The sequence below is a fragment of the Psychrobacter sp. YP14 genome (assembly GCF_003209315.1).
GTDB lineage: Bacteria > Pseudomonadota > Gammaproteobacteria > Pseudomonadales > Moraxellaceae > Psychrobacter > Psychrobacter raelei.
On sequence record NZ_CP029789.1, the window covers coordinates 196,478 to 217,949 of the forward strand.

The 21,472-nt window shown below is 44.8% G+C and carries 16 protein-coding genes; 10 read left to right on the forward strand and 6 right to left on the reverse strand.

The window, feature by feature from the left end; genetic code table 11:
* Positions 1–5: 5 nt before the first annotated feature.
* From infB to pnp, 8 genes are all read left to right on the forward strand, one after another.
* Positions 6–2,723, forward strand: a complete 2,718-nt coding sequence (gene infB, locus DLE54_RS00845) for a translation initiation factor IF-2 (RefSeq protein WP_011959452.1) — start codon at positions 6–8, stop codon at positions 2,721–2,723.
* Positions 2,724–2,919: 196 nt separating this feature from the next.
* Positions 2,920–3,342 carry a ribosome-binding factor A gene (locus tag DLE54_RS00850; RefSeq protein WP_011959453.1) on the forward strand — a complete coding sequence of 141 codons (423 nt, stop codon included), beginning with the start codon at positions 2,920–2,922 and terminating at the stop codon, positions 3,340–3,342.
* Positions 3,343–3,364: 22 nt separating this feature from the next.
* Positions 3,365–4,405, forward strand: coding sequence for a tRNA pseudouridine(55) synthase TruB (gene truB / locus DLE54_RS00855; protein WP_110815940.1), 1,041 nt, complete (start codon positions 3,365–3,367; stop codon positions 4,403–4,405).
* Positions 4,406–5,118: 713 nt separating this feature from the next.
* A complete protein-coding gene (locus DLE54_RS00860) occupies positions 5,119–5,646 on the forward strand; it encodes a type 1 glutamine amidotransferase domain-containing protein (RefSeq protein ID WP_110815941.1) in 528 nt (175 codons plus the stop codon).
* 97 nt (positions 5,647–5,743) lie between these two features.
* The gene (locus DLE54_RS12040; protein WP_162853835.1) at positions 5,744–5,908 is read left to right on the forward strand and encodes a hypothetical protein; all 165 of its coding nucleotides are present in this window, start codon (positions 5,744–5,746) and stop codon (positions 5,906–5,908) included.
* Between the two features lie 71 nt (positions 5,909–5,979).
* Entirely contained in the window at positions 5,980–6,141 is a 162-nt protein-coding gene (locus DLE54_RS12005; RefSeq protein ID WP_162617728.1) for a hypothetical protein, read from the forward strand.
* Positions 6,142–6,296: 155 nt separating this feature from the next.
* Positions 6,297–6,563 carry a 30S ribosomal protein S15 gene (rpsO, locus tag DLE54_RS00865; protein ID WP_011959458.1) on the forward strand — a complete coding sequence of 89 codons (267 nt, stop codon included), beginning with the start codon at positions 6,297–6,299 and terminating at the stop codon, positions 6,561–6,563.
* A gap of 420 nt (positions 6,564–6,983) precedes the next feature.
* Positions 6,984–9,098 (forward strand): polyribonucleotide nucleotidyltransferase, encoded by a 2,115-nt coding sequence (gene pnp / locus DLE54_RS00870; RefSeq protein WP_011959459.1) that lies wholly within the window; start codon positions 6,984–6,986, stop codon positions 9,096–9,098.
* A gap of 838 nt (positions 9,099–9,936) precedes the next feature.
* Here pnp and plsB read toward each other — a convergent pair.
* A complete protein-coding gene (plsB, locus tag DLE54_RS00880) occupies positions 9,937–12,789 on the reverse strand; it encodes a glycerol-3-phosphate 1-O-acyltransferase PlsB (RefSeq protein ID WP_227535350.1) in 2,853 nt (950 codons plus the stop codon).
* A gap of 587 nt (positions 12,790–13,376) precedes the next feature.
* Between plsB and DLE54_RS00885 the strand changes: the two genes are divergently transcribed.
* Positions 13,377–14,270, forward strand: a complete 894-nt coding sequence (locus DLE54_RS00885) for an acyl-CoA thioesterase (protein WP_011959461.1) — start codon at positions 13,377–13,379, stop codon at positions 14,268–14,270.
* A gap of 153 nt (positions 14,271–14,423) precedes the next feature.
* Here the strand turns inward: DLE54_RS00885 and DLE54_RS00890 are convergent, their stop codons facing one another.
* The 4 genes from DLE54_RS00890 to DLE54_RS00905 form a co-directional block, all read right to left on the reverse strand.
* Positions 14,424–15,761 (reverse strand): lytic murein transglycosylase, encoded by a 1,338-nt coding sequence (locus DLE54_RS00890; RefSeq protein WP_011959462.1) that lies wholly within the window; start codon positions 15,759–15,761, stop codon positions 14,424–14,426.
* 162 nt (positions 15,762–15,923) lie between these two features.
* A complete protein-coding gene (gene mutY / locus DLE54_RS00895; protein WP_110815944.1) occupies positions 15,924–17,198 on the reverse strand; it encodes an A/G-specific adenine glycosylase in 1,275 nt (424 codons plus the stop codon).
* Positions 17,199–17,327: 129 nt separating this feature from the next.
* On the reverse strand, positions 17,328–18,299 hold the full coding sequence (ylqF, locus tag DLE54_RS00900; RefSeq protein WP_011959464.1) for a ribosome biogenesis GTPase YlqF: 972 nt from the start codon (positions 18,297–18,299) through the stop codon (positions 17,328–17,330).
* Between the two features lie 222 nt (positions 18,300–18,521).
* On the reverse strand, positions 18,522–19,262 hold the full coding sequence (locus tag DLE54_RS00905; protein ID WP_110815945.1) for a dienelactone hydrolase family protein: 741 nt from the start codon (positions 19,260–19,262) through the stop codon (positions 18,522–18,524).
* 269 nt (positions 19,263–19,531) lie between these two features.
* Between DLE54_RS00905 and DLE54_RS00910 the strand changes: the two genes are divergently transcribed.
* Positions 19,532–20,008 carry a YcgN family cysteine cluster protein gene (locus DLE54_RS00910; RefSeq protein ID WP_011959466.1) on the forward strand — a complete coding sequence of 159 codons (477 nt, stop codon included), beginning with the start codon at positions 19,532–19,534 and terminating at the stop codon, positions 20,006–20,008.
* Between the two features lie 145 nt (positions 20,009–20,153).
* Here the strand turns inward: DLE54_RS00910 and DLE54_RS00915 are convergent, their stop codons facing one another.
* Positions 20,154–21,407, reverse strand: a complete 1,254-nt coding sequence (locus DLE54_RS00915; protein ID WP_011959467.1) for an ammonium transporter — start codon at positions 21,405–21,407, stop codon at positions 20,154–20,156.
* Positions 21,408–21,472 lie beyond the last annotated feature (65 nt).

The window sequence follows — 21,472 nt, forward strand, 5'->3', positions numbered from 1 at the left end:
TATAAATGGCAGATAAGACCGTCAAAGAATTAGCAGACATGGTAAGCAAGACAGTCAGTGCAGTACAAAAGCAACTGACTGATGCTGGGCTGCCTGCTCGTGGCGAGGATGACCTGGTCACCGAGCTTGAGCAAGAACAGTTAGTAGCATTCTTAAAACAATCGCACGGACAAAAAGAGAAGCGTCGTATTAGCCTAAAATCTAAAACGACGAGCACCGCTCGTGTGACTGGCTCCTCGGGCAAGTCAAAAAGCGTCAATGTAGAAGTGCGTAAGAAAAAAGTATTTGAAAAGCCAGATCCTAATAAACTGGCTGAAGAAATTGCAGCGCGTGAACAAGCGGCTTTAGAAGCCAAAAAACGCGCCGAAGAAGAAGCCAAAAAGCGTGAGCAGGTCAAAAAAGAAGCTGAAGAACGTCAAGCAGCAACTTTGGCAGCCATGCGTGCCAACTTAGGTGGTGGCTCCTCTTCAAGCGATAAAAAAGAAGAGTTATCTACTGTCGTGGTGAAAAAAGGCAGTAAAGCTGCTGCTGCGGCAAAAGAAGCGCCTAAGAAGAAAGTGGCTCAGACCAAACCTAAAGTAGAAACGGCCGCTGAGCGTAAAGCCCGCGAAACCCGTGAAGCAGAAGAAGAACGTCTACGTCAAATTGAAGCAGAAACCCGTCGTAAGCAAGCCGAAGAAGCTCAGAAGAAAACCCTTGAGCAGATGCGCAAAATGGCTGGCAAATACAGCGACAAAGATCCCGTGGCAGAAGTTCGTAAGGATGAGCCATTGGCCGAAGGTCTGGTGGGTGAAGCGTTAGAAGAGTCTTTTGAAAAAGAGCGTCGTGAAATTAAACGTGGATCTGCCAGCACTGCCACTCGTGGCCGTCGCCGTAAAGGTCAAGAAGAGCGTGAAATTCGCAACCGTAAGCATGGTCTAAAATCAAGCCAAGCCTCTCAGCATAAGTTTGAGAAGCCGGTTGAGAAGATTGTGCATGATGTAGAAATCGGCGAGCAAATCGTTGTTTCAGACTTAGCGCAGCGCATGGCGGTGAAAGCCCGTGAAGTGACTAAACTGCTTATGAAGATGGGCGAGATTGTCAGTGCTGACCAAGAGATTGATCAGGCCACGGCCAGCTTAATCGTTGAAGAAATGGGTCACAACCCAATTCCAGTAAGCGATACCAAGGTTGAAGACGACTTACAAGAAGCGGTAGAAGAGCGCCGCAGTAATGTTCAGACACGTCCGCCAGTGGTTACCATTATGGGTCACGTTGACCATGGTAAAACCTCGCTGCTTGATAAAATCCGTGAAACCAAAGTAGCAACGGGTGAAGCCGGTGGTATTACCCAGCATATCGGTGCTTATCACGTTGAGACCGATCGCGGTGTTATTACTTTCTTAGACACCCCAGGTCACGCAGCGTTTACCGCCATGCGTTCACGTGGTGCTCAAGCGACGGATATCGTTATTTTGGTAGTAGCTGCTGATGACGGTATGATGCCGCAAACTGAAGAAGCTATTGACCATGCTCGTGCTTCAGGTACACCGCTAATTGTTGCTATTAACAAGATGGATAAGAGCACTGCAGATCCAGATCGCGTATTAAATGAGTTAACCACAAAAGAAGTGGTTACTGAAGCGTGGGGCGGTGATGTGCCTATGGCGAAAATCTCTGCTAAGACCGGTGAAGGTATTGATGAGCTGTTAGAGCTGATTAACCTACAAGCTGAGCTTATGGAGCTTGAAGCCCCAACAGACGGCGCCGCTCAAGGTGTGGTTATTGAATCTCGTCTAGAAAAAGGCCGTGGTGCAGTTGCTTCTATCTTAGTTAAGAAAGGAACTCTAAACCAAGGTGACCTAGTACTTGCTGGTGAATTCTACGGTAAAGTACGTGCGATGACTGATGAGACCGGCAAACGTGTCAAATCAGCGGGTCCTTCTATTCCAGTAGAAATCTTAGGTCTACCAGATACACCTGCGGCAGGTAGTGAATTCTTGGTAGTCTCTGATGAGAAGAAAGCACGTGAAGTTGCTGAATTCCGAGCCACTCGTGAGCGTGAGCGTCAACTTGAACGTCAAAACAAAATGCGCCTTGAGAGTATGTTTGAGCAGATGGGCCAAGATGACTTGTCATTCTTGAACATCATCTTAAAAACAGACGTACGCGGTACACTAGAAGCGCTACTTGCAGCCTTAGAAGATCTGTCAACTGATGAAGTTAAAGTTAAGGTTATCAGCTCAGGTGTTGGTCCGATTGCTGAGTCTGATGTGACATTAGCTGAGTCAAGCGAAGCGGTATTATTAGGCTTTAACGTCCGTGCCGATAATGCGGCCAAGCGCAAAGCTGACGAAGCCGGTATCGATATTCGCTACTACAGCGTTATCTATGGCCTAATCGATGATGTTAAAGCGGCAATGAGTGGTATGTTGTCTCCAGAGCATCGCGAAAAAATCTTGGGTATTGCTGAAGTACGTGATGTATTCCGCTCTAGTAAATTTGGTGCAGCTGCCGGTTGTATGGTGGTTGAAGGTACCATATACCGTAACAAGTCTATCCGCGTATTACGTGATGACAAAGTGGCCTTTACCGGTCAATTGCAATCATTACGTCGTTACAAGGATGACGTGAACGAAGTACGCTCTGGTATGGAGTGTGGTCTTGCGGTTCGCGGCTACGATGTAGAAGTCGGCGATAAGATCGAAGTATTCGAAATCCAAGAAATTCAGCGTACCATCTAATCTGATTTTCTTGTAGCATAAGACCTATCAGGTCATCCTGTTAGGTCTTTTTTTTTAGTAAAATTTTAACAGCTTTTTGACAAGCCCCATTTATTGAGTTGTTCGATAACTCTTTTAGCTATTTTATTATCCGTTATCACAATTTTGGCCAAATAAAGGCCATCTAAGCCTGATAACGACATTGAAGGATATAACCATGAACCAACGTTTACAGCGCTTGGGCGATCAAATTCAGCGTGAACTTGCTGTACTTATCCGTGATGATGTTAATGATCCTCGTTTGACAGGGTTTGTGACCATCTCGAGTGTCAAAGTCAGCTCTGACTTGGGCTATGCAGACGTGTATGTCACCATCATGGAGCCTGAGCTTAATGATGCGATGAGCAAGCACAGTCATGAAGAGAGCCTAAAAGTGCTTAATAAAGCGGCAGGATTTTTGCGTACTGAGTTAAGTCACAGCTTAAAGACCCGTACCACACCTCGCTTAAGATTCCATTATGACGAAGTAACAGCGCGCGGTAACTACATGATGGACCTGATTAATAAGGCAGTGACTAAGACGGAGCAGACATCAGCAGACGATGATGCAGACCGCTTAGACAGTGAAGACCGTTCTTAATCAAAATCAACTTAGAGTAGATATGATGACCGAAGAAATCATTCAATCAGCGCCTGCTGCTCCGCTCAAAAAAAGCCGAGTTTCAGGGGCTATTTTAATCGATAAGCCGCAAGGTCTGACCTCGCAGCAGGTGGTATCTAAGGTTAAGTATCTGCTTAAGTCACCTTTGCACGACAGCAAAAAAGCCGGTCATACTGGGACTCTAGATCCTATGGCGACCGGCTTATTGCCTGTATGCTTAGGGGAGGCGACTAAGTTTAGTCACTACCAGCTTGATGCTGATAAGGCGTATCAGGCCACTATTAAGCTTGGCATACAAACCGATACTGGAGATGCAGAAGGGCAGAGCATTGCTACCGCGGCTATACCTAAGCTAACTGCGGCTGAGCTAGAGGCTGTGGCGCAGCAGTTTATGGGAGATATTAAACAAATACCGCCCATGTATTCTGCGCTAAAAAAAGACGGAAAAAAACTGTATGAGTATGCCCGCGCCGGTATTGAGATTGATCGTCCGGCACGGCCTATCACTATTCAAGCAATAAGCTTAAACTTGGGCGCGCAGTCCGACGAGCTGATTTTAAATGTCACTTGCTCAAAAGGCACCTATGTTCGAGTGCTGGGAGAAGACATTGCCGCAGCGTTAGGCACGCTTGGGCATTTAACTGCTCTGCGCCGTACTCAAGTGGGACATTTTGATATTGCCGAAGCAGTAAGTCTTGAGGCGCTTGAGGATCTATCTCACGAGCAGCGCTTGGCTTATTTATTGGGTATTGATGCCTGTATCAATGGCATACCGACCCTTGAGGTGTCTGACAGTCAGTGTGCTCGCCTGCATATGGGGCAACGTCTTAATATCAAGCCTCAGCTTGATGAGGACATCACTAATTATATACAGGCCATGTTAAGTCAACGGCAACGGCACAGTGATGCAGATGATAGTGGTAAGGACGAGGCATTAGATTCAGTAGATATCAAGCTTGTGAACCCTAAAGGCGAGTTTTTAGGCTTGGGGGCAGTAGAGCTAAATGGCCGCTTACAGCCCAAAAAAATGATTCAACGTTAATGATTGGTTAATGGTAGTGAATACTAGGTAAACTATTAATTACTTTAAAGCTATCAGTAAGTTTTGCAAAATACGGCTCATACCCACTGGTATGGGCTTTTTTTGTGCTTGAGATAGATGCTTTTTATCATAATTCACCCTTTAAACAGTTTACTGAGTTTAAACACAGCTCACAATACAATACATTTCCTTGCAACTGGTATCTTTTCGCCTTGATATTTAGCTTGTATTCTTAATATCAAGACTGACAAGGAGCGCGCCGGTCTTATAAAAACAATAAAAAAATAAGTTCAAAAAATGAATACACACGGATGTATCTTAGAATAAGACATTCAATAAAAACTAAAAAAACAAAACAAAAAAAGAAAGAAAAGAAGAAAGTCACAACAAAAAAATTAACCAAATAAAGCTAGGCGATAAAACATAATTAACACTATGAATAACAACTATAAAAGCATATCCCAGCTGACAATAATAACGATATAAATACTTATTTTTATAATAACTTGTAGAACATCAATAGCAAAACAAGAAAAAAAGCAAAAGACGAACAACGAAAGAAGAACAACAGATAAGAGCGGGGATAATAAAAGTATAAAACTACCTGCGACTAAAATTACCTGTGACTAAATGACCAATTATCAACGGATAGATTGCAACCTATAAATTAACCAATAAAGATAATTGACTAACAAATAACGGAGATCTAAATCATGAGTAAGCGTATCGCTTTTTTATTAAACTCTCATTTTGAGCAAGCCGAATATGCTGACGTAGATCGCTTGTTAAAGGACAAAGGTTATGAGACCGTACTGATTACCACCAACGAGAATAAAACAGTTCAGGCCATGCAGCAGGATGTGGACAAAGCAGACACCTTTACTGCTGACTTATTTTTAAGTGAGGCAAGCGCTGAGGATTATGACGCGGTGGTTTTACCAGGTGGAACCGTTAATGCAGATACCATTCGTATCGACAAGAGTGCCCAAAATTTTGTTAAACAGTTTTACGATGCCAACAAGCCTGTAGCGGCCATCTGTCATGCACCTTGGCTGTTAGTGAATAGCGGTTTGGTAAAAGGTAAAACAGTAACCGCTTATCCGTCACTGCAAACTGATATAGAAAATGCAGGCGGTACTTTCGTGGATAAATCTGTACAGCAAGATGGCAATATTATTACGTCACGTAAGCCAGATGATATCGAAGACTTCGTAGCAGCTATTGATAAGGCACTGTCTTAACTTTAATAGCTGGTTAATTTATCAATCTCTCCCTCTAACCCATACTCAATTTTTCTAACCCATACATTGAGAAAAATCATCATATAAGGAATATATTATGACACAGTCTAATGATAATAAATTTGAACAGCAGCAGTCGGACGCCGAATTAGCCGGTCTAAAGAACCAAGTAGAAGGTAATTTAGGTGAAAATAAAGACAAATCAGAGGAACAGGCCGCTGAAGGTATCGCAGATAACTTAGCGCAGGGTAACGATAAATAGATTTCAGCATTTATTAGCCCTTTATGTGGGCAAATGATCTGTTGTCTACCCCCTTTATTTAGGAGAACGATATGAGTAATACTCAACAAGGCGCTACCCCCTTAAATGGTGATGCCATTGAAGAGGCGCTAGAAGAGCGCCAAACGCCTGACTCATTAGCCGAAGCAACTACTGCCGAAGAAGACAGTCAAGCTTTAGGTCGTCATGCTACCGAGGCCGATGCCAAAAAATAGGCGCTTTTAGGCCATAAAAAAAACTACTCACTTCAGAGTAGTTTTTTGTTATAATGATAGGCTTACTTAGTCATTTTTTTAGGTCATCTCTAGTAATGCAGGGATGTCCCCAATGAAACTGACTTTATTTTATCAATGCATTGCAGGAGACAGTTATGCTAACTAACACCGATCGTCAACAAGTTATTGCTCAATATCAGCGCGCCCCTGGCGATACTGGTTCACCAGAAGTACAAATCGCTTTATTAAGTGCTCGTATCAATGATCTTCAAGCTCACTTTAAAGAGCATAAAGGTGATCACCACAGCCGCCGTGGTCTAATCCGTATGGTTAACCAACGTCGTAAGCTGTTAGACTACCTAAAACGTAAAGACTTAACTCGTTACGCGTCACTAATTAGTGAACTAGGTTTGCGTCGTTAATTTTAATTTCTATCTTGGCCTCAAGCACTGCTTATTTGGGCTTGATGTCACAGTAGATTTTAAATTAAAGCGCTCATGCCTTACGAAACAAAAAACGGTGTGAATATTTCACGCCGTTTTTTGTATCTAAACATTTAGCCAGCCTAAGACTTTATAAAGTCGCTTAGCTAAATGCCCCACAGGGAGGGCATGACTTTTATTGGTCAAGTATGGCAAATCCCTGTAAAATAAGAAGCCGTCTAGTTGCTGACCTTGGGCTTCTAACGTGTAAGGTGTTTACCAAAAAGCTGTGTATTTCATCATATTTGGATGAGAGCAGGTATTTGGATAAGAGCAGTTAAACGTTAGAGGCTAACACTAAGTCGCAATAGACGAATTTATTCATTCGTATCCGAAGTTTATAAAAAATAGGAAAAATTAATGTCAATGTTTAATACCATTTCTCGAGAGTTCCAGTACGGCAACGAACAAGTTGTTATTGAAACCGGTCGTATCGCACGACAAGCCAATTCAGTATTGGTTCATATGGGCGGCGTATCAGTATTGGTCGCTGTGGTTGTAAAAAGCGATGCTAAAGAAGGTCAAAACTTCTTCCCGCTAACCGTCAACTATCAAGAAAAAATGTACGCTGCTGGGAAAATCCCAGGCGCTTATGGCAAACGTGAAGGCCGTCCTACTGAGTTTGAAACCCTAACCTCACGTCTCATTGACCGTCCCATCCGTCCTTTATTCCCAGAAGGTTATGTCAACGAGATCCAGATTACTGCCACAGTCATCTCAAGTGATAAAAAGCACTATGCTGATATCGCTGCCATGATTGGTGCTTCAGCTGCACTTTCAATCTCAGATGCGCCGTTTAATGGCCCTATTGGTGGTGCCCGTGTAGGCTTTATCAATGGCGAATACGTGCTTAACCCTTCAATTGAAGAGTTAAAGAGCAGTGATCTTGACTTAGTGGTGGCGGGTACTAAATCAGCGGTATTAATGGTTGAGTCAGAAGCTGCTGAGCTGTCTGAAGACCAAATGCTGGGCGCTGTATTGTACGGTCATGAACAGCAGCAAATTGTTATCGATAATATTGCTGAGCTGGCCAAAGCCGTGGGAACTCAAAAACAAGATTTTGTGGCACCTGAGCTAAATGCTGAGTTAAAAGAAAAAGTAACCACACAGTTTGGTGAGCAAGTGGCTGAAGCTTATGCCATTAGCGATAAGCAAGCACGCTACGAAAAACTAGATGAGATCAAGGCTGCAGCTATTGACGCCTTAGCAGGTGACCCTGAGTCAGAAGAGTTTGCTGAAAAAGAAGCTCAAATTAAAGAAATCTATAATGATCTAAAATATCGCACCGTTCGTGACGCCATTTTGTCAGGTAAGCCACGTATCGATGGTCGTGATTTAGATACCGTTCGTGCGCTAGATATTCAAGTAGGTGTATTGCCTTACACCCATGGTTCAGCGCTATTTACCCGTGGTGAGACGCAAGCTCTAGTCACCACGACTTTAGGTAATTCACGTGATGTAAACTTGATTGACTCGCTAGCGGGTACTATCCAAGATCATTTCATGCTGCATTACAACTTCCCGCATTATTCAGTGGGTGAAACTGGCCGTGAAGGCGTGCCAAAGCGTCGTGAAATTGGTCATGGCCGTCTGGCTCGCCGTGGTGTTCAAGCCATGCTTCCAGATAGCGACCGCTTCCCATACGTTATCCGTGTGGTGTCTGAGATTACTGAATCAAATGGTTCGTCTTCAATGGCGTCAGTTTGTGGTGCCAGCCTTGCCTTAATGGATGCCGGTGTACCGTTAAAAGCCCCAGTAGCTGGTATCGCTATGGGTCTGGTCAAAGAAGGCGACCGCTTTGCTGTCTTATCAGATATCCTAGGTGATGAAGATCATTTAGGTGATATGGACTTTAAAGTGGCCGGTACTAAAGATGGTATCACAGCCTTACAGATGGATATTAAGATTGAAGGTATCACCTCAGATATCATGGAAAAAGCACTTGAGCAAGCTCATGCCGGCCGTATCCATATCTTAAATGCCATGAACGAAGTATTGCCAGCCAGCCGTACTGAAATTAATGCGCATGCACCAAACTATGCGGTCATCGAAATCAATTCTGATAAAATCCGTGATGTGATCGGTAAAGGCGGCGCAACCATCCGTCAATTAACCGAAGACACCGGTGCGGTTATCGATATTGATGACAATGGTACCATTCGTATCTTTGGTGAAAACAAAGCCGCGACCAAAGAAGCCATCCGTCAAATCGAAGCCATCACCGCTGAAGTGGAAGTGGGCAAAGTATACAAAGGCACCGTTGCGCGCGTTGTAGACTTTGGTGCATTCGTAACGGTTTTACCAGGTACTGATGGTCTGGTACACATCTCACAAATCGCTGATGAGCGTGTAGAGAGCGTATCGGATTACCTAAGTGAAGGCCAGCAAATCAATGTGTTGGTGCAAGATGTAGACAACCGTGGTCGCATCAAATTAACCATGAAAGGCGTTGAGCAAGAGCAGACTCAAGCTTAAGTCTATTCAAGGTTAGGCGTAAAAAACATTGCGCCTATCAAAGTAGATCCCATCCAAAAATAAGTGGATGAATTAAAAAAACCAGATACTCGTGTATCTGGTTTTTTTATGCTCAATAATCCAAATCTTGATGACTTTTAAAAGACGTTACCATATTCAAACTTAAATATAGTCTCATATGGTGATAAATATAGGGTGACGCATCAGCGAGTAGTTTTTGCTGATTTAAAGTCTAGTGTCTTTTTTTAGAAAAAATCTGTTTGAACATTCTGCTATAAAAAGGGGAGGCCATCTGTTGTTGTTCTACCTTTTGTTTGAGCAGTTTAATGGCTTCATGAAAACAGTCTATCTGGATGATGTCGCTATAGATGGATGGGGGTTCACCTGAGCAAATCGGGCTTAAGCGCGTAAAATTGTAGCTTATACCATCATAGATCTTATCACAGGATAAGCATTGATAAAGGTGGCCCTGTTTGTGTAGCGGTGCTGCTAGAGAGCCACAGCGGCATTGCATTGAGTGCTTTTCTAGGCTGTTAGCAATATCGCTAATGAGAGTCCTTTCTGTTGTATTTATTATATGTTGCATACTGACACCCGATATCTTTAAAATTGATATTAAATAATTGTTTAAATGGGAATCATTCCACCGCTATGGCGTCGATAATCACACAGCTGCCATAAAATTGCAATAAATATATACTAGAAATAGAAAAATTATTTTATATCAATAATTTATGGTTAAGCATTGCTTATAAAATAAAAAAAAGGACAGCCTATAGACTGTCCTTTTTTTAAATAAGATATGGATTTAGATTCCGTTCATATCGCAAAAAATCCACTAACGCTTACGACTAAATTTAATAAGTTTTTTGTTATTAATTTCGCTAATGGCGTGGTTGATTTCTTCTTCATCTAAGCTTGCCACGTGCTGCAAAATTTGCATGATGTCTGGGTTTAAAATGTAATGAGCATGACGGGCGATGTTATTAATACGCTCATCAAATGTTAATACTCCAGTTTCGGCATCTTTTTGTACATAATCTAGACGAAGGAGTGCGTTTAAGAAGCTGGTAAATAAGGCACGATCAAAAAAGTCAGGGATATCATCGGCGTACAGTACCGATAAGCGCTGGCCTAAAAGATGGCACAAATCGACCACTTGATCAGCAGTTAAATTACCTGAGCCTTGCTGAGCCAATAGCGCCAGTGACATAAAGTAGCGCTCAAGGCTTTGTGAAACTGGAGAGGCAAGCATATCAAGTTGCTGATACTGTTCACTGTTTTTCTCAGGGGTGCCTAAGATGCCATTGCCCAAGTCAACAATGATACCCAAGTCGATTAAGTTACTCAGCTTTTCATCAATTAAGCTTGGTAAGTTACGGGCGGCACGGTATAAAAACAGCTCACTTTGTAAGAAGGGATACAACTGAGTGACGATACTGTCTAAATGTTTGCGCTCGATGCGGCCATTACGATAGATAAGCGCAGCTAAGAAGGAGGAGATAATAAACACGTGCAAAATGTTATTGCGGAAGTAGCTTAAAATAGCAATTTGCTTGGGCATCACTTTAATCATATCACCTAAGATATGCGGGGTGCGCTCGATAAGCTTAAGCTTAATGCCATAATCGATAATCGACTGAGCTGACATATCCGTAATAATGGTATCCTCAGCATAAGGAGAGCCATTGGCAATGGCTTGATACAAGGCAATCTGCTCACGGCAGCTTTCTTCATCTAAAGCGGCTTTGGGCGTAGACAATAACACCAAAGACAATAAAGAGATGGGGTTAATTACCGCAGCCTTGTTGATGTTTTGCATAATTTTTACACCCAAATTATCCACCATAGCCGCAGCTTTGGTGTCTAATGGTGTATTGGTGCGATCGGCCGGCAAGCTGTTGGGCGCCACATCGAACTTTTGCATAAAGTCTTCCATATGCAGCGGGGTACCAAAGCTTAAATGTACATGGCCAAAAATACGCTCAATCTTACGACTGACCTTTAATAAGCCTAATAGCGACTCAGATTCTTTTGGCTTGCCTTTAAGCTCGCCAATATAAGTGCCACCCTCCATAATACGCTCATAACCGATGTAGGTCGGAATAAAGGCCAATGGCTTGTTGGAGCCACGCAGATGGCTGTGCACCGTCATCGCTAGCATACCTAACTTGGGTGGCAGTAGGCGACCTGAGCGTGAGCGTCCGCCTTCAATGAAGTACTCAATAGGCGTGTTGCGCTGGATAAGTGTGTGTAGATATTCACGTAATACAGCCTTATAAAGCTCATTGTCTTTAAAGCTACGGCGAATATAAAACGCCACTGCACTACGTAATAAGGGACCGATGACAGGCACATCTAAATTGTTCCCTGCGGCCACATAGGGGAGACCCAGCCCCTTTTCAAAAATAATATAGGCCAATAGCAGATAATCCACATGGCTACGGTGACAGGGTACATAAATCAGCTCATGGGTGGCAGCCAGACTGCGTACCCGCTCGAAGTGATGCACCTCTACGCCGTCATACAGCTGAGTCCACAGCCAGTCTAAAAACTTGTAGAAGAATTTGACGACAGAGTAATTGTAGTCGTTTACAATCTCATTGGCATAGCCACGCGCCAGCTGGCGGGCTTCATTTATACTGATATTAGAGGCGGTTGCTTCTTGCTCGCAGGCATGATTGATGGCCGGTGAACGGATCAATTTATCGACCAAATTACGCTTGTCTGATAAGTCAGGGCCAATCATGCTTTGACGCTGACTGTCTAAGAATCCATTGAGCTTATGCTGTACCAATAAGGTTAAGCTAAAGTTGGCCTCAGTGGCAGTGAGCAAAGCCGTCGAGGTGGGTAGAGCCTCGATGTTCTTTTTGGCTTGTAGTAGTAGCTCTTTTTCGCTCTTTGGCAGAGCTGTATCGGCCAATTTGGCATCATCAAAGAGATCATTGGCCACTTTTTCTGCCTCATCGCCTGGGATATGGTCGGCACCTGATTGCGATAAAGTCTCAATAATGTCATGCAAAGACTGGGGTGGATGAAACTGCACAAAAGTATCACGGCCCATCACCCCAATATTAAACAGCTGCTTAGCAATAGTGGGCTCTTCCCAGTTGTCAGCCATTAGCAGTTTAAATAAGGAATCTTCATTTTCTGGTGCACGTCCCCAAAGAATAGATACTGGCACTAAGTTAATCTTAGGTGCTGAATTCTGGCGGCAAGCAGAGACCAGTCTGGCCAGTCTTGGAGATACTTTTCGACCTTTGGCATCAGGGTGATTAAGGAAAATGACAGCCGCATTCTCATCTATATTATGCACGCTGTCTTCTACTCCAACCAAGGCGGGCGGGAAGCCATGCTTTTTGGTTTGTAAGTCAACTAAGACGCTATTAGAGCGAGAGTACTCACGTAAGACATAAAAGGTCAGTGCACCCTCTTCAGTATTAATTTCAGGCAGCTCTCCGATAACTTTCGGCTTTACAGCAAGCTCTAAGCTCTTTCCAGATAGCTTGCGGTAAAGCTGGTTTACTGAGCGACCTGAGCGTGAGATGGCCGCACCGGCCTGCGCCGCTTGCTCTTGAAAGCTAAGCGCTGAGCGCTGAGCATCCGACGAGTTATCTCGGTTACTTTTTTGGGTCTGGCGCTGTTTTTTTAGGCGCTGCTTTAAAGAATGCATTAAACGAGAAGGTAGCATAAGTCTTAGTTAAACCTATAAAAAAGATTGGGCTATATTGCCATGAAAATAAATAAAGTAGTACACTTGTACTCTCAAATTGCTTAATTACCCTCTTATTATAGAGGATTGATTCGGTTGCTGCTTGTTATATCCTGACTAAAATTTTGGGCAAAAACAGCCCAAATAATTGGTAATTATTTCAGTGATTTGTCCGTCAAAATAAGTAGGGATTAGCCAATAGTAGGCGATGAGGTTACACTTTTTAGCACAACACTGACCTCAATACCGATATGCTACTGGGTTTAGTAAGGCAACAAACGTCTTTATTCAGTGGCAAAAAACCACTATGATAAGCATTATCATTATCCTTTTTTAAGTGATATATGGCAGTCTTAGCAGCCGTATTTAGGCAAGTAAGCTAAAAGATAGGGATTAGTAGATAAGCCTATCCACACGGACAGGCTAGGGTCAACGTCATGGCTTTGTTTGCCCACTTGCTTTGTTTGCTCACTTAAAATAGGCGACCATGTTGTCGATTATTCCAAGGCATCTGGTTTGCTTTAGTAGGCCGGGGTCTTATCAATTTAGGGTCATTGGAGAGATAAATGCCTGATTATAAACAGCTGGTAGATCAACTATTAGATACGGTAAAACTGACCGAGATTTCGGAAAATATCTTTGAAGGCAAAAGTTATGACTACGTAGGGAAGCGTATCTTTGGCGGTCAAGTACTGGCACAGGCAATAATGGCAGCCGCTCAAACTTTAGATGAGGATAAGCCTTGCCACTCTTTGCATGGCTATTTTTTGCGTGGCGGCAGTATCGGTCAGCCAGTTATCTATCAGGTACGACGCTTACGTGATGGGCGCAGTCTGTCAGCGCGTGAAGTAACCGCGGTACAGATGAAACAAGACAATGATGGCAATATGATTGAGCAAGTGGTGTTCTCTATGATTGCCTCTTTTTCTCCCATGGAAGGTGGCTTAGACTATCAAGAAGAAATGCCTGCGTATCCGCCGCCGGAGGATTTAGAGTCTGAGCAGTCGCTAAAAGAGCATCACGTGGGTAGCGTGCCTGAACCGTTACGTGAGCGCTTTATGCGTCCGCGTCATGTGGAAATTAAACCGGTTAAGCCGCGTGATCCCGTATATCCTGAGCCTATGGTGCCAAGACAGGCCAATTGGCTACGAATTCGTGAGCTTGGCGAACAGCCGGTCGCCATCCAGCAAGCACTGTTGGCGTTCTCCTCAGACTATTATCTGGTAGGCACAGGCCTTATGCCACATGGCATCAGCTTTATGACCAAAGGTTTGCAGGCTGCCAGTATTGATCATTCAATGCATTTTCACCGCCCTTTTGATATTAATGAGTGGCTGTTGTATGACATGTGGAGTGACACCACCTCTCATTCTAAAGGCTTAAACCATGGTCAGTTTTGGCAAAATGGCAATCTGGTAGCGACCGTACAGCAAGAGGGTTTAATGCGCCTTCGCGGATAGCGATACAAGCTTTTAGACAATCTACTCTGTGTGTCATCATAAAACTGCATTGAAAAAGCCGCTTATCTTAAATCAAGATAAGCGGCTTTTTTTTGCCCCGATTTTAGCGATTAAAAGCCTTGACGATGGGACTATCTGATAACGGTTACAGCATTACCAGATTAAAGCGGATGCACTGCGCTGAGTGACAAAGCCATCTGCAGTTTGGCCATTGGCCGCCTGCCATTTGGCAAAAGCGTTACGGGTATTGGTGCCCATGATACCGTCGATACCTTTGGTGTCATAGCCGGCACTGGTTAAACGCTGCTGTAAGTTGCGTACTTGAGCGCTGGTTAACGGTTGTTCATAACGAGGCCAAGCTTTTTGGATACCCGGCTGACCATTGATGGCGCGGCCCAATAAGCTAACACCCAGCGCATAGTTGGAGGAGTTGTTATACACTTTAATCACATCAAAGTTTGGGCTTAATAGTAGCGCAGGGCCGTCTTTACCGGCAGGTAGCCACATCTCAAATGGCGTGCCTGCATCTAAATAGGCACCGTCAATAGGGGTAATGCCCATAGAGCGCCACGTTGAACCGGGCATTTTTTGCCCCAACAGCTTGTAATCAAATGAGGCGGGCAAAGTCACTTCATAAAATGGGGATAAGCCGCGCATCCAGCCTGAGTTGCTTAAGTAGTTGGCCGTTGAAGATAAGGCATCAGCAGTAACCCAAGGGCTACGACGGCCATCGCCATCACCATCTACGCCTTGGGCCAGCCAAGTGCCAGGGATAAACTGGGTATGACCCATACCACCGGCCCAAGACCCATTCAGCTGAGAGGGATAGATATCACCATGCTGGATAAGCTGCATTAAGGCCAATAGCTGATCTTCAGCCCACTGACGGCGACGGCCTTCAAAGGCGAGCGTGGCCAGCGAGCTTGGGATATAGCTGTTGCCGGTGACTGCACCATAAGAGGACTCCATGCCCCAAATGGCAGCGATGATTTCTGCATTCACCCCATATTGTGACTCAAGGCGGGACAATAGGCTTCTTTGCTCATTAAACTTGCTCTTACCACTGCTAACTCGGCCGCCCGATACTGCTGAATCGGCATAATCCCAAGGCATTTTAACGAATTCTGCTTGGTTTGAATCCAGTGAAATAACCTGTTGATTTAATTGAGCAGAGTCTAAAATACGGCTGACATCATAAGCGCTATAGCCTTGACTCATCGCACGGCGGCTAAAATCTGATTTCCACTCTGAGAAGCTGCTATAGCTAGCTTGTGGCTGCGGCGCAGGCTGGGGTTTTGGCTGCGGGGTAGGCTGCGGTTTAACCACAATCACAGGGGCTGGCTTTTGAATGGGTACTTGCTGTATTGGTGCTTGACTGGCACAACTGGCCAAAATAATGGCGGGTACCAATGCCAAGGTGCTTTTTAATAAGGTCAACTTTTTGCTGGGCTGAGTGTCGATTTGATGGGGTAGAGAGGGGCTGTTTAACATACTAAAGAGTCTCAATTATTTGTCACTGAATATTTTTTAAGTTTGTGGTCAAAACACTTTAACAATAAATACCGTTAAAGTCGATGGCGACTCAGTATGTTAAAGTAACTGTGATTATGAGCCTAGAGGCGGCGCTCATAAGGGCTGCCGTTCTGAAACAGCCTACGCTAAGCTTTGTAATATTTTGAGCATCGCCTTAGGCAGTCCTAGATGGGCCTTGGCATACGTGGCAGTCTGCCAAACAAAGTGAATGCCAGCGTCCGCCAGTGTTGCACTCAGCTCTTGGCTTTGAGCGGGCGTCAAAGGCAGTGCTTGCGGCTGCAAATACCAATGAAAGTGGGTCAGCGTATGTTTGATAGGTGCGTCATCAAATAGCTCTGCACTGATGGATTGCAGCTGTAGCTGTCCGTTATTATCGGCTATCCATTTATCGATAATCTGCTCGGCCAACGTATTTTCTGATTCATATGCTACCTCTTGCAAGCTGGTGCTAATCACTGTTTTACCCTGTGTCTTTTTTTCAAATTGCATCGGCAATACCCACAGACCGCCCCAAATGCCACTATCAGGACGCTGTAGCCATAACAATTCACCCTGCACATTTTGAATCAATATCACCTTGCTAAACTTGCTCGGTTTGGCTTTCTTTTTGGCTTTAACAGGATAAAATTCTTGCTTACCCTCTGCATAAGCAATGCAGTCACTATTTATAGGACAGACCTCGCAGCTTGGGTGACGGCGGGTACATAAGGTGGCGCCCATATCCATCATCGCTTGGGCAAAATGTCCGCTATCCTCAGTAGGGGTCAGACGCTCAGCTAAAGCCCACAACGCTTTATTGGTCGCAGACTTAGTGATATCGCCATCAATACCGGCCCAGCGGGTAATCACCCGTTTGACGTTACCGTCACAGATCACCCCATAGCCATGTAGGCCCATGGCCACAATCGCCCCAGCCGTAGACTGACCCACACCTGAAATCGCCTCCCAATCTTCAACGGTTTGTGGAAAGCGGCCTGTTGTCTTAATAATTTCGACCAGCTGTTTGGCGCCTTTGTGTAAGTTGCGAGCACGGGCATAGTAGCCAAGCCCTGCCCAGTGTTCAGCCACTGTATCCCACTGAGCATTGGCCAAATCTTGTACGGTGGGAAACGACGTTATAAAACGCTGAAAATAGGGAATAACTGTGGTGACTTGGGTTTGTTGTAGCATCACCTCAGACAACCAAACGATATAGGGGTTTGGGGTATCTGTCTTATGCTGTTGCCATGGCAAGTCATGACGACCGCTTATATCAAACCAATTTAGAATGCGCGGAGCAAAGTCGGTGAGCTCAGCGTCACTGTGATTAAAGGTGTGTGGCTTGAGATGGGTGTTGGTATTAGTACTGGTGCTGGTATTAATATTGGTGTTTACGTTAGCGATTGGCTGGCTCATAAAGGCGACTGTCTTATTAAGGTTAAGCTACTTATATGGGGACAAATTAGAATTTTGCATGACCAAAAAAGAGCTGGGTTAACTCAATAACCCAACTCAGAATACGAAAACTGTTAATGCATCATCCACCTATTTGCGGTTCTTACGCGCCCGTTTTTTGCGTAGCTTTTTTTCTTCAATCTTGGCCAATCTGCGCTCTTCGGCCTCGGCGCGCAGCTGCTCAACCAACTTGTCCTCCTCGATACGCATGGCAGGCGTCTCAAGCGTAATACGCCCCAGTTGACCACTACGCAGCTCGTTAATCAAAATCTCAGACATCCGGTAAGTATCTACCACGCCGCCTTTTTTCAAAAAGCCGCGATTGCGCCCAGCCATCTCGAAGAACTCCCAATCGCTCTGCGGCAGCTCATCAATTTTATAACGCTCTTTTAGCAGCTCAGGATAGGCCTTAATGAGATATTCAGCGGTGTAGCCGGCCACATCAGAGAAGTCAAAAGCGGTATCTTTGATACCCCCTGTGGCGGCTAAGCGAAAGCCTGAGTTGGGGTTTTCAATTTTTGGCCACAGCATACCTGGCGTGTCATAGAGCATGATGTCGTCATCAATTTTGATCAGCTGTTGTGACTTGGTGACCGCTGGCTCGTCACCGGTTCTGGCGATACTACGACCTGCCAACGTATTGATCAGCGTTGATTTACCGACATTAGGAATTCCCATAATCAGCACTTTAATTTGACGTCCTGTGCCGACTTTATTGGGTATCAGGTCTTTACACATCTGTATGATACGCTTGACGTCATTAGCCTTGTTGTCATCACAGGCGATGGCTTTAACTTGGCTTTGTTGTTCTAATTGTTCAATCCAAATCTGTGTGAGTTCTGGGTCAGCAAGATCCGCTTTGTTGAGAATTTTAATCACCGGCTTTTGAAAGCCCGCCTCATTACTACGTAGGGCAGCAACCATGGGGTTTTCACTACTAAATGGAATGCGGGCATCAATAACTTCAATGACCACATCCATATCGGGCATGATTTCTTTGATTTCGTTACGGGCTTTGTTCATGTGGCCTGGGAACCACTGAATACTTGGGTTTTGTATCATTACTCAGTTAACCTTTATCTAGTTTTTGCGCATTCGCTTAAGTTTACACTATTCGGCTTTAAGATGCGCTGTGGCTGAGGTTGGCACATTGCTATGTAAGACAAATAGAGCACAAAATAAAGACGCTCAACTGTGGCAGCGAGCGCCTTTATTTCATTACAGATATAGCCAAAATGTAAGATGGCTAATTTTGGCAGAGTCAGAGCGTGCCCCGACAGCTGCTTATTTTAAATTTGCCGTCATAAAGTCAATCATCTTATCCCAGCTTTGGTTCGCCGCTTTTTCGTTATAGCCCAAGTCTACCCCGTTTTCTTCAGCGCGTTTGTCCGCATTAGGGTTGGTAAAGCCATGCTTGGCATCATCATAGACGTCTACGGTGTAGTCCACACCCGCATTATCAAGCTCTTGCTTTAAGCCATCAATGGCCTGCATCGACACCATGCTGTCATCACGGCCATGAGCGATGAGCGCTTTGGCGGTAAACTTACCCTTTTCGGCAGGCTGTTTTGGGGTAGGGTTGCCGTGGAAAGTGGCGACGGCTTTTACTGGCATGCCTTCACGGGCCATATCCAGTGCTATTTTACCTCCGAAGCAATAACCCACTACGCCTAGGCGTTTGCCATCTACGGGCAGTTGATCGGCAAAGTCATTTAAAATAGCGCGGCAGCGGCCCATCAGCTTGTCTTGATCCTCTAACATTTGAGTCATCCATTCATTGGCTTGGGCGGCATCAGTGGTCAGTTTACCTTCACCATAAATGTCCATCGCAATGGCAGCAAAACCTGCCTTGGCCAGACGTTCAGTCACTTCGCGCGGGTGCTCTACCACCCCCCACCATTCGGGCGCTACTAAAATACCGGGCACTGAGCTCTCATCAGTGGCTGATTCAGGTAGCGCTATATAGCTGATAAGCTCCATGCCATAGTCTGCTGTGGTTTTGATTTCGTAGGTTTTGATACTCATGTTATTTCCTTATTGATTATGGGGTTATTGTTTTTATGAGAAGCAGTTGATTAAATATTTGCGTTATAACCCCTCATAACATAACAAAGATAGCGGCCTGTTTCGATTAAAGAAATGTGAACACGGTTTACTCTTTGCTATCGGTTTGTATTGATTCGCCTGCGTGAATCGATTAGGCTGCTGTTTATCGTTAGGCCACATGTCAATCACAAAAATCGTGCTGGTGTTGTTAGGTGGCACTAATCTGAACCATATAACGAGGAATTATCGTGAGTGAAGCGCAGTTAAGAGCTAATTTTTGGCAACATTATCCGCTACATGAGCTGAGCACAGCTGAATGGGAGGCTTTATGTGATGGCTGTGGGGGCTGCTGTCTGGAGAAGTTTTTGGACGATCCAGATGAGCCATACGAAGTAGAGTATACGGATGTGGCGTGTAAGCTACTTGATTGTAGTACCGGCTATTGCTCCAACTATGAGCACCGTCAGCAGTTCGTGCCTGAGTGTGTGTCTTTGACTGCAGATAAGCTGCCAGACATGATGTGGCTGCCCAGCAATTGTGCTTATAAACGTATTTACTTGGGAGAGGGGCTGCCCAGCTGGCACTTACTGCTTACCCAAGATATTGAATTGACCAGACAGGGTATGCGTCGGGCAGGCGTGGGGGTGGCAGGCCGCTGTGTCAGTGAAGATTTTGTAAATGAAGATGAGTTGGAGGAGCGCATTGTGCGCTGGATACAGGCTTAGGTGTGATGAAATTTAAGTAAGTCACGCACAAAAAAAGGCGCCCTAAGGCGCCTTTTTTTTGTTTTAAATTCGGGTGTCATCGACTGTCGTTGTTAACTGACTTATAGATAATAACTGGTAGATAATAACTGGGTTATGACGCAGTCTAGTTAACAAACTCAGGATAAGCTTCTTGACCACATTCAGCAATATCAGCGCCTTCATACTCTTCTTCTTCAGAGATACGTAGACCGACCACCGCTTTAAGCACGCTCCAAACAATCAAGCTACACACAAATACCCAACCGAAGATAACCGCAGCGCCGCCTAATTGACCTAGGAACGTGGCACTATCATTGGTCAGTGGCACAATCATCACCCCAAAGAAGCCGGCCACGCCATGCACTGAGATAGCACCAACGGGGTCATCAATTTTCATTTTATCTAAGATTAGAATTGAGCAAACCACAATGATACCTGCCATCATACCGAACACAGTGGCCAGTAGTGGTGTTGGGGTATCTGGACCTGCAGTAATGGCAACTAAACCTGCTAACGCACCGTTTAAGAGCATGGTCAAATCAGCTTTACCAAAGATTAAGCGTGCAAGTAATAGAGCACCGATAGCGCCACCTGCAGCAGCAGCATTGGTATTTAAGAACACCATTGCCACCGAGTTTGCGCTGGCAATATCACCAAGCTTCAATACAGAGCCGCCATTAAAGCCAAACCAACCTAACCATAAGATAAGGGTACCTAAGGCAGCAAGGGGTAAATTTGCCCCAGGAATGGCACGGATTTCGCCATTTTTGCCATATTTTCCTTTACGAGCGCCAAGTAACAACACGCCTGCTAGGGCCGCTGCTGCACCCGCCATATGAACAATGCCTGAGCCTGCAAAATCGACGAAGTTTAGCTCACCAATAAAAGGTACCGCATTGCCGCCCCAAGTCCAGCTACCCTCCATAGGATAAATAAATCCGGTCATCACAATAGCGAAGGCGAAAAATACCCACAGCTTCATACGTTCTGCTACTGCGCCTGATACGATAGACATACAGGTAGCGACGAAGACCACTTGGAAGAAGAAGTCAGAGGCAGCTGAATAAACCGCATCTCCCTCAAAACCATTTTTTGCAGAGTCTGCTAAAGCATCAGCCACGAGGGTTTCGCCGCCAGCAATACCATTTAAGAAGAAGCCGCCATCATACATAATATGATAGCCACAAATGAGGTACATGGTACAAGCAATGGCAAAAAGGCCGATGTTTTTGGTTAAAATTTCGGTGGTGTTTTTAGAGCGAACTAGGCCTGCCTCTAGCATGGCAAATCCTGCCGCCATCCACATGACTAAGGCGCCACACACTAAAAAATAAAAGGTGTCGAGAGCGTATTGTAGTTCAAAAATCTGGTTTTCCATGATGATTCCCCCTTGGAATGCGATCGGATAGTGGCTTAATATCATTTATAGTGGTCATTTAAGAC

Bases quoted from the DNA above. Each gene is read 5' to 3' on its own strand.
- infB (WP_011959452.1), top strand. From the start codon at position 6: ATGGCAGATAAGACCGTCAAAGAATTAGCAGACATGGTAAGCAAGACA.
- DLE54_RS00850 (WP_011959453.1), top strand. From the start codon at position 2,920: ATGAACCAACGTTTACAGCGCTTGGGCGATCAAATTCAGCGTGAACTT.
- truB (WP_110815940.1), top strand. From the start codon at position 3,365: ATGATGACCGAAGAAATCATTCAATCAGCGCCTGCTGCTCCGCTCAAA.
- DLE54_RS00860 (WP_110815941.1), top strand. From the start codon at position 5,119: ATGAGTAAGCGTATCGCTTTTTTATTAAACTCTCATTTTGAGCAAGCC.
- DLE54_RS12040 (WP_162853835.1), top strand. From the start codon at position 5,744: ATGACACAGTCTAATGATAATAAATTTGAACAGCAGCAGTCGGACGCC.
- DLE54_RS12005 (WP_162617728.1), top strand. From the start codon at position 5,980: ATGAGTAATACTCAACAAGGCGCTACCCCCTTAAATGGTGATGCCATT.
- rpsO (WP_011959458.1), top strand. From the start codon at position 6,297: ATGCTAACTAACACCGATCGTCAACAAGTTATTGCTCAATATCAGCGC.
- pnp (WP_011959459.1), top strand. From the start codon at position 6,984: ATGTCAATGTTTAATACCATTTCTCGAGAGTTCCAGTACGGCAACGAA.
- plsB (WP_227535350.1), bottom strand. From the start codon at position 12,789: ATGCTACCTTCTCGTTTAATGCATTCTTTAAAGCAGCGCCTAAAAAAA.
- DLE54_RS00885 (WP_011959461.1), top strand. From the start codon at position 13,377: ATGCCTGATTATAAACAGCTGGTAGATCAACTATTAGATACGGTAAAA.
- DLE54_RS00890 (WP_011959462.1), bottom strand. From the start codon at position 15,761: ATGTTAAACAGCCCCTCTCTACCCCATCAAATCGACACTCAGCCCAGC.
- mutY (WP_110815944.1), bottom strand. From the start codon at position 17,198: ATGAGCCAGCCAATCGCTAACGTAAACACCAATATTAATACCAGCACC.
- ylqF (WP_011959464.1), bottom strand. From the start codon at position 18,299: ATGATACAAAACCCAAGTATTCAGTGGTTCCCAGGCCACATGAACAAA.
- DLE54_RS00905 (WP_110815945.1), bottom strand. From the start codon at position 19,262: ATGAGTATCAAAACCTACGAAATCAAAACCACAGCAGACTATGGCATG.
- DLE54_RS00915 (WP_011959467.1), bottom strand. From the start codon at position 21,407: ATGGAAAACCAGATTTTTGAACTACAATACGCTCTCGACACCTTTTAT.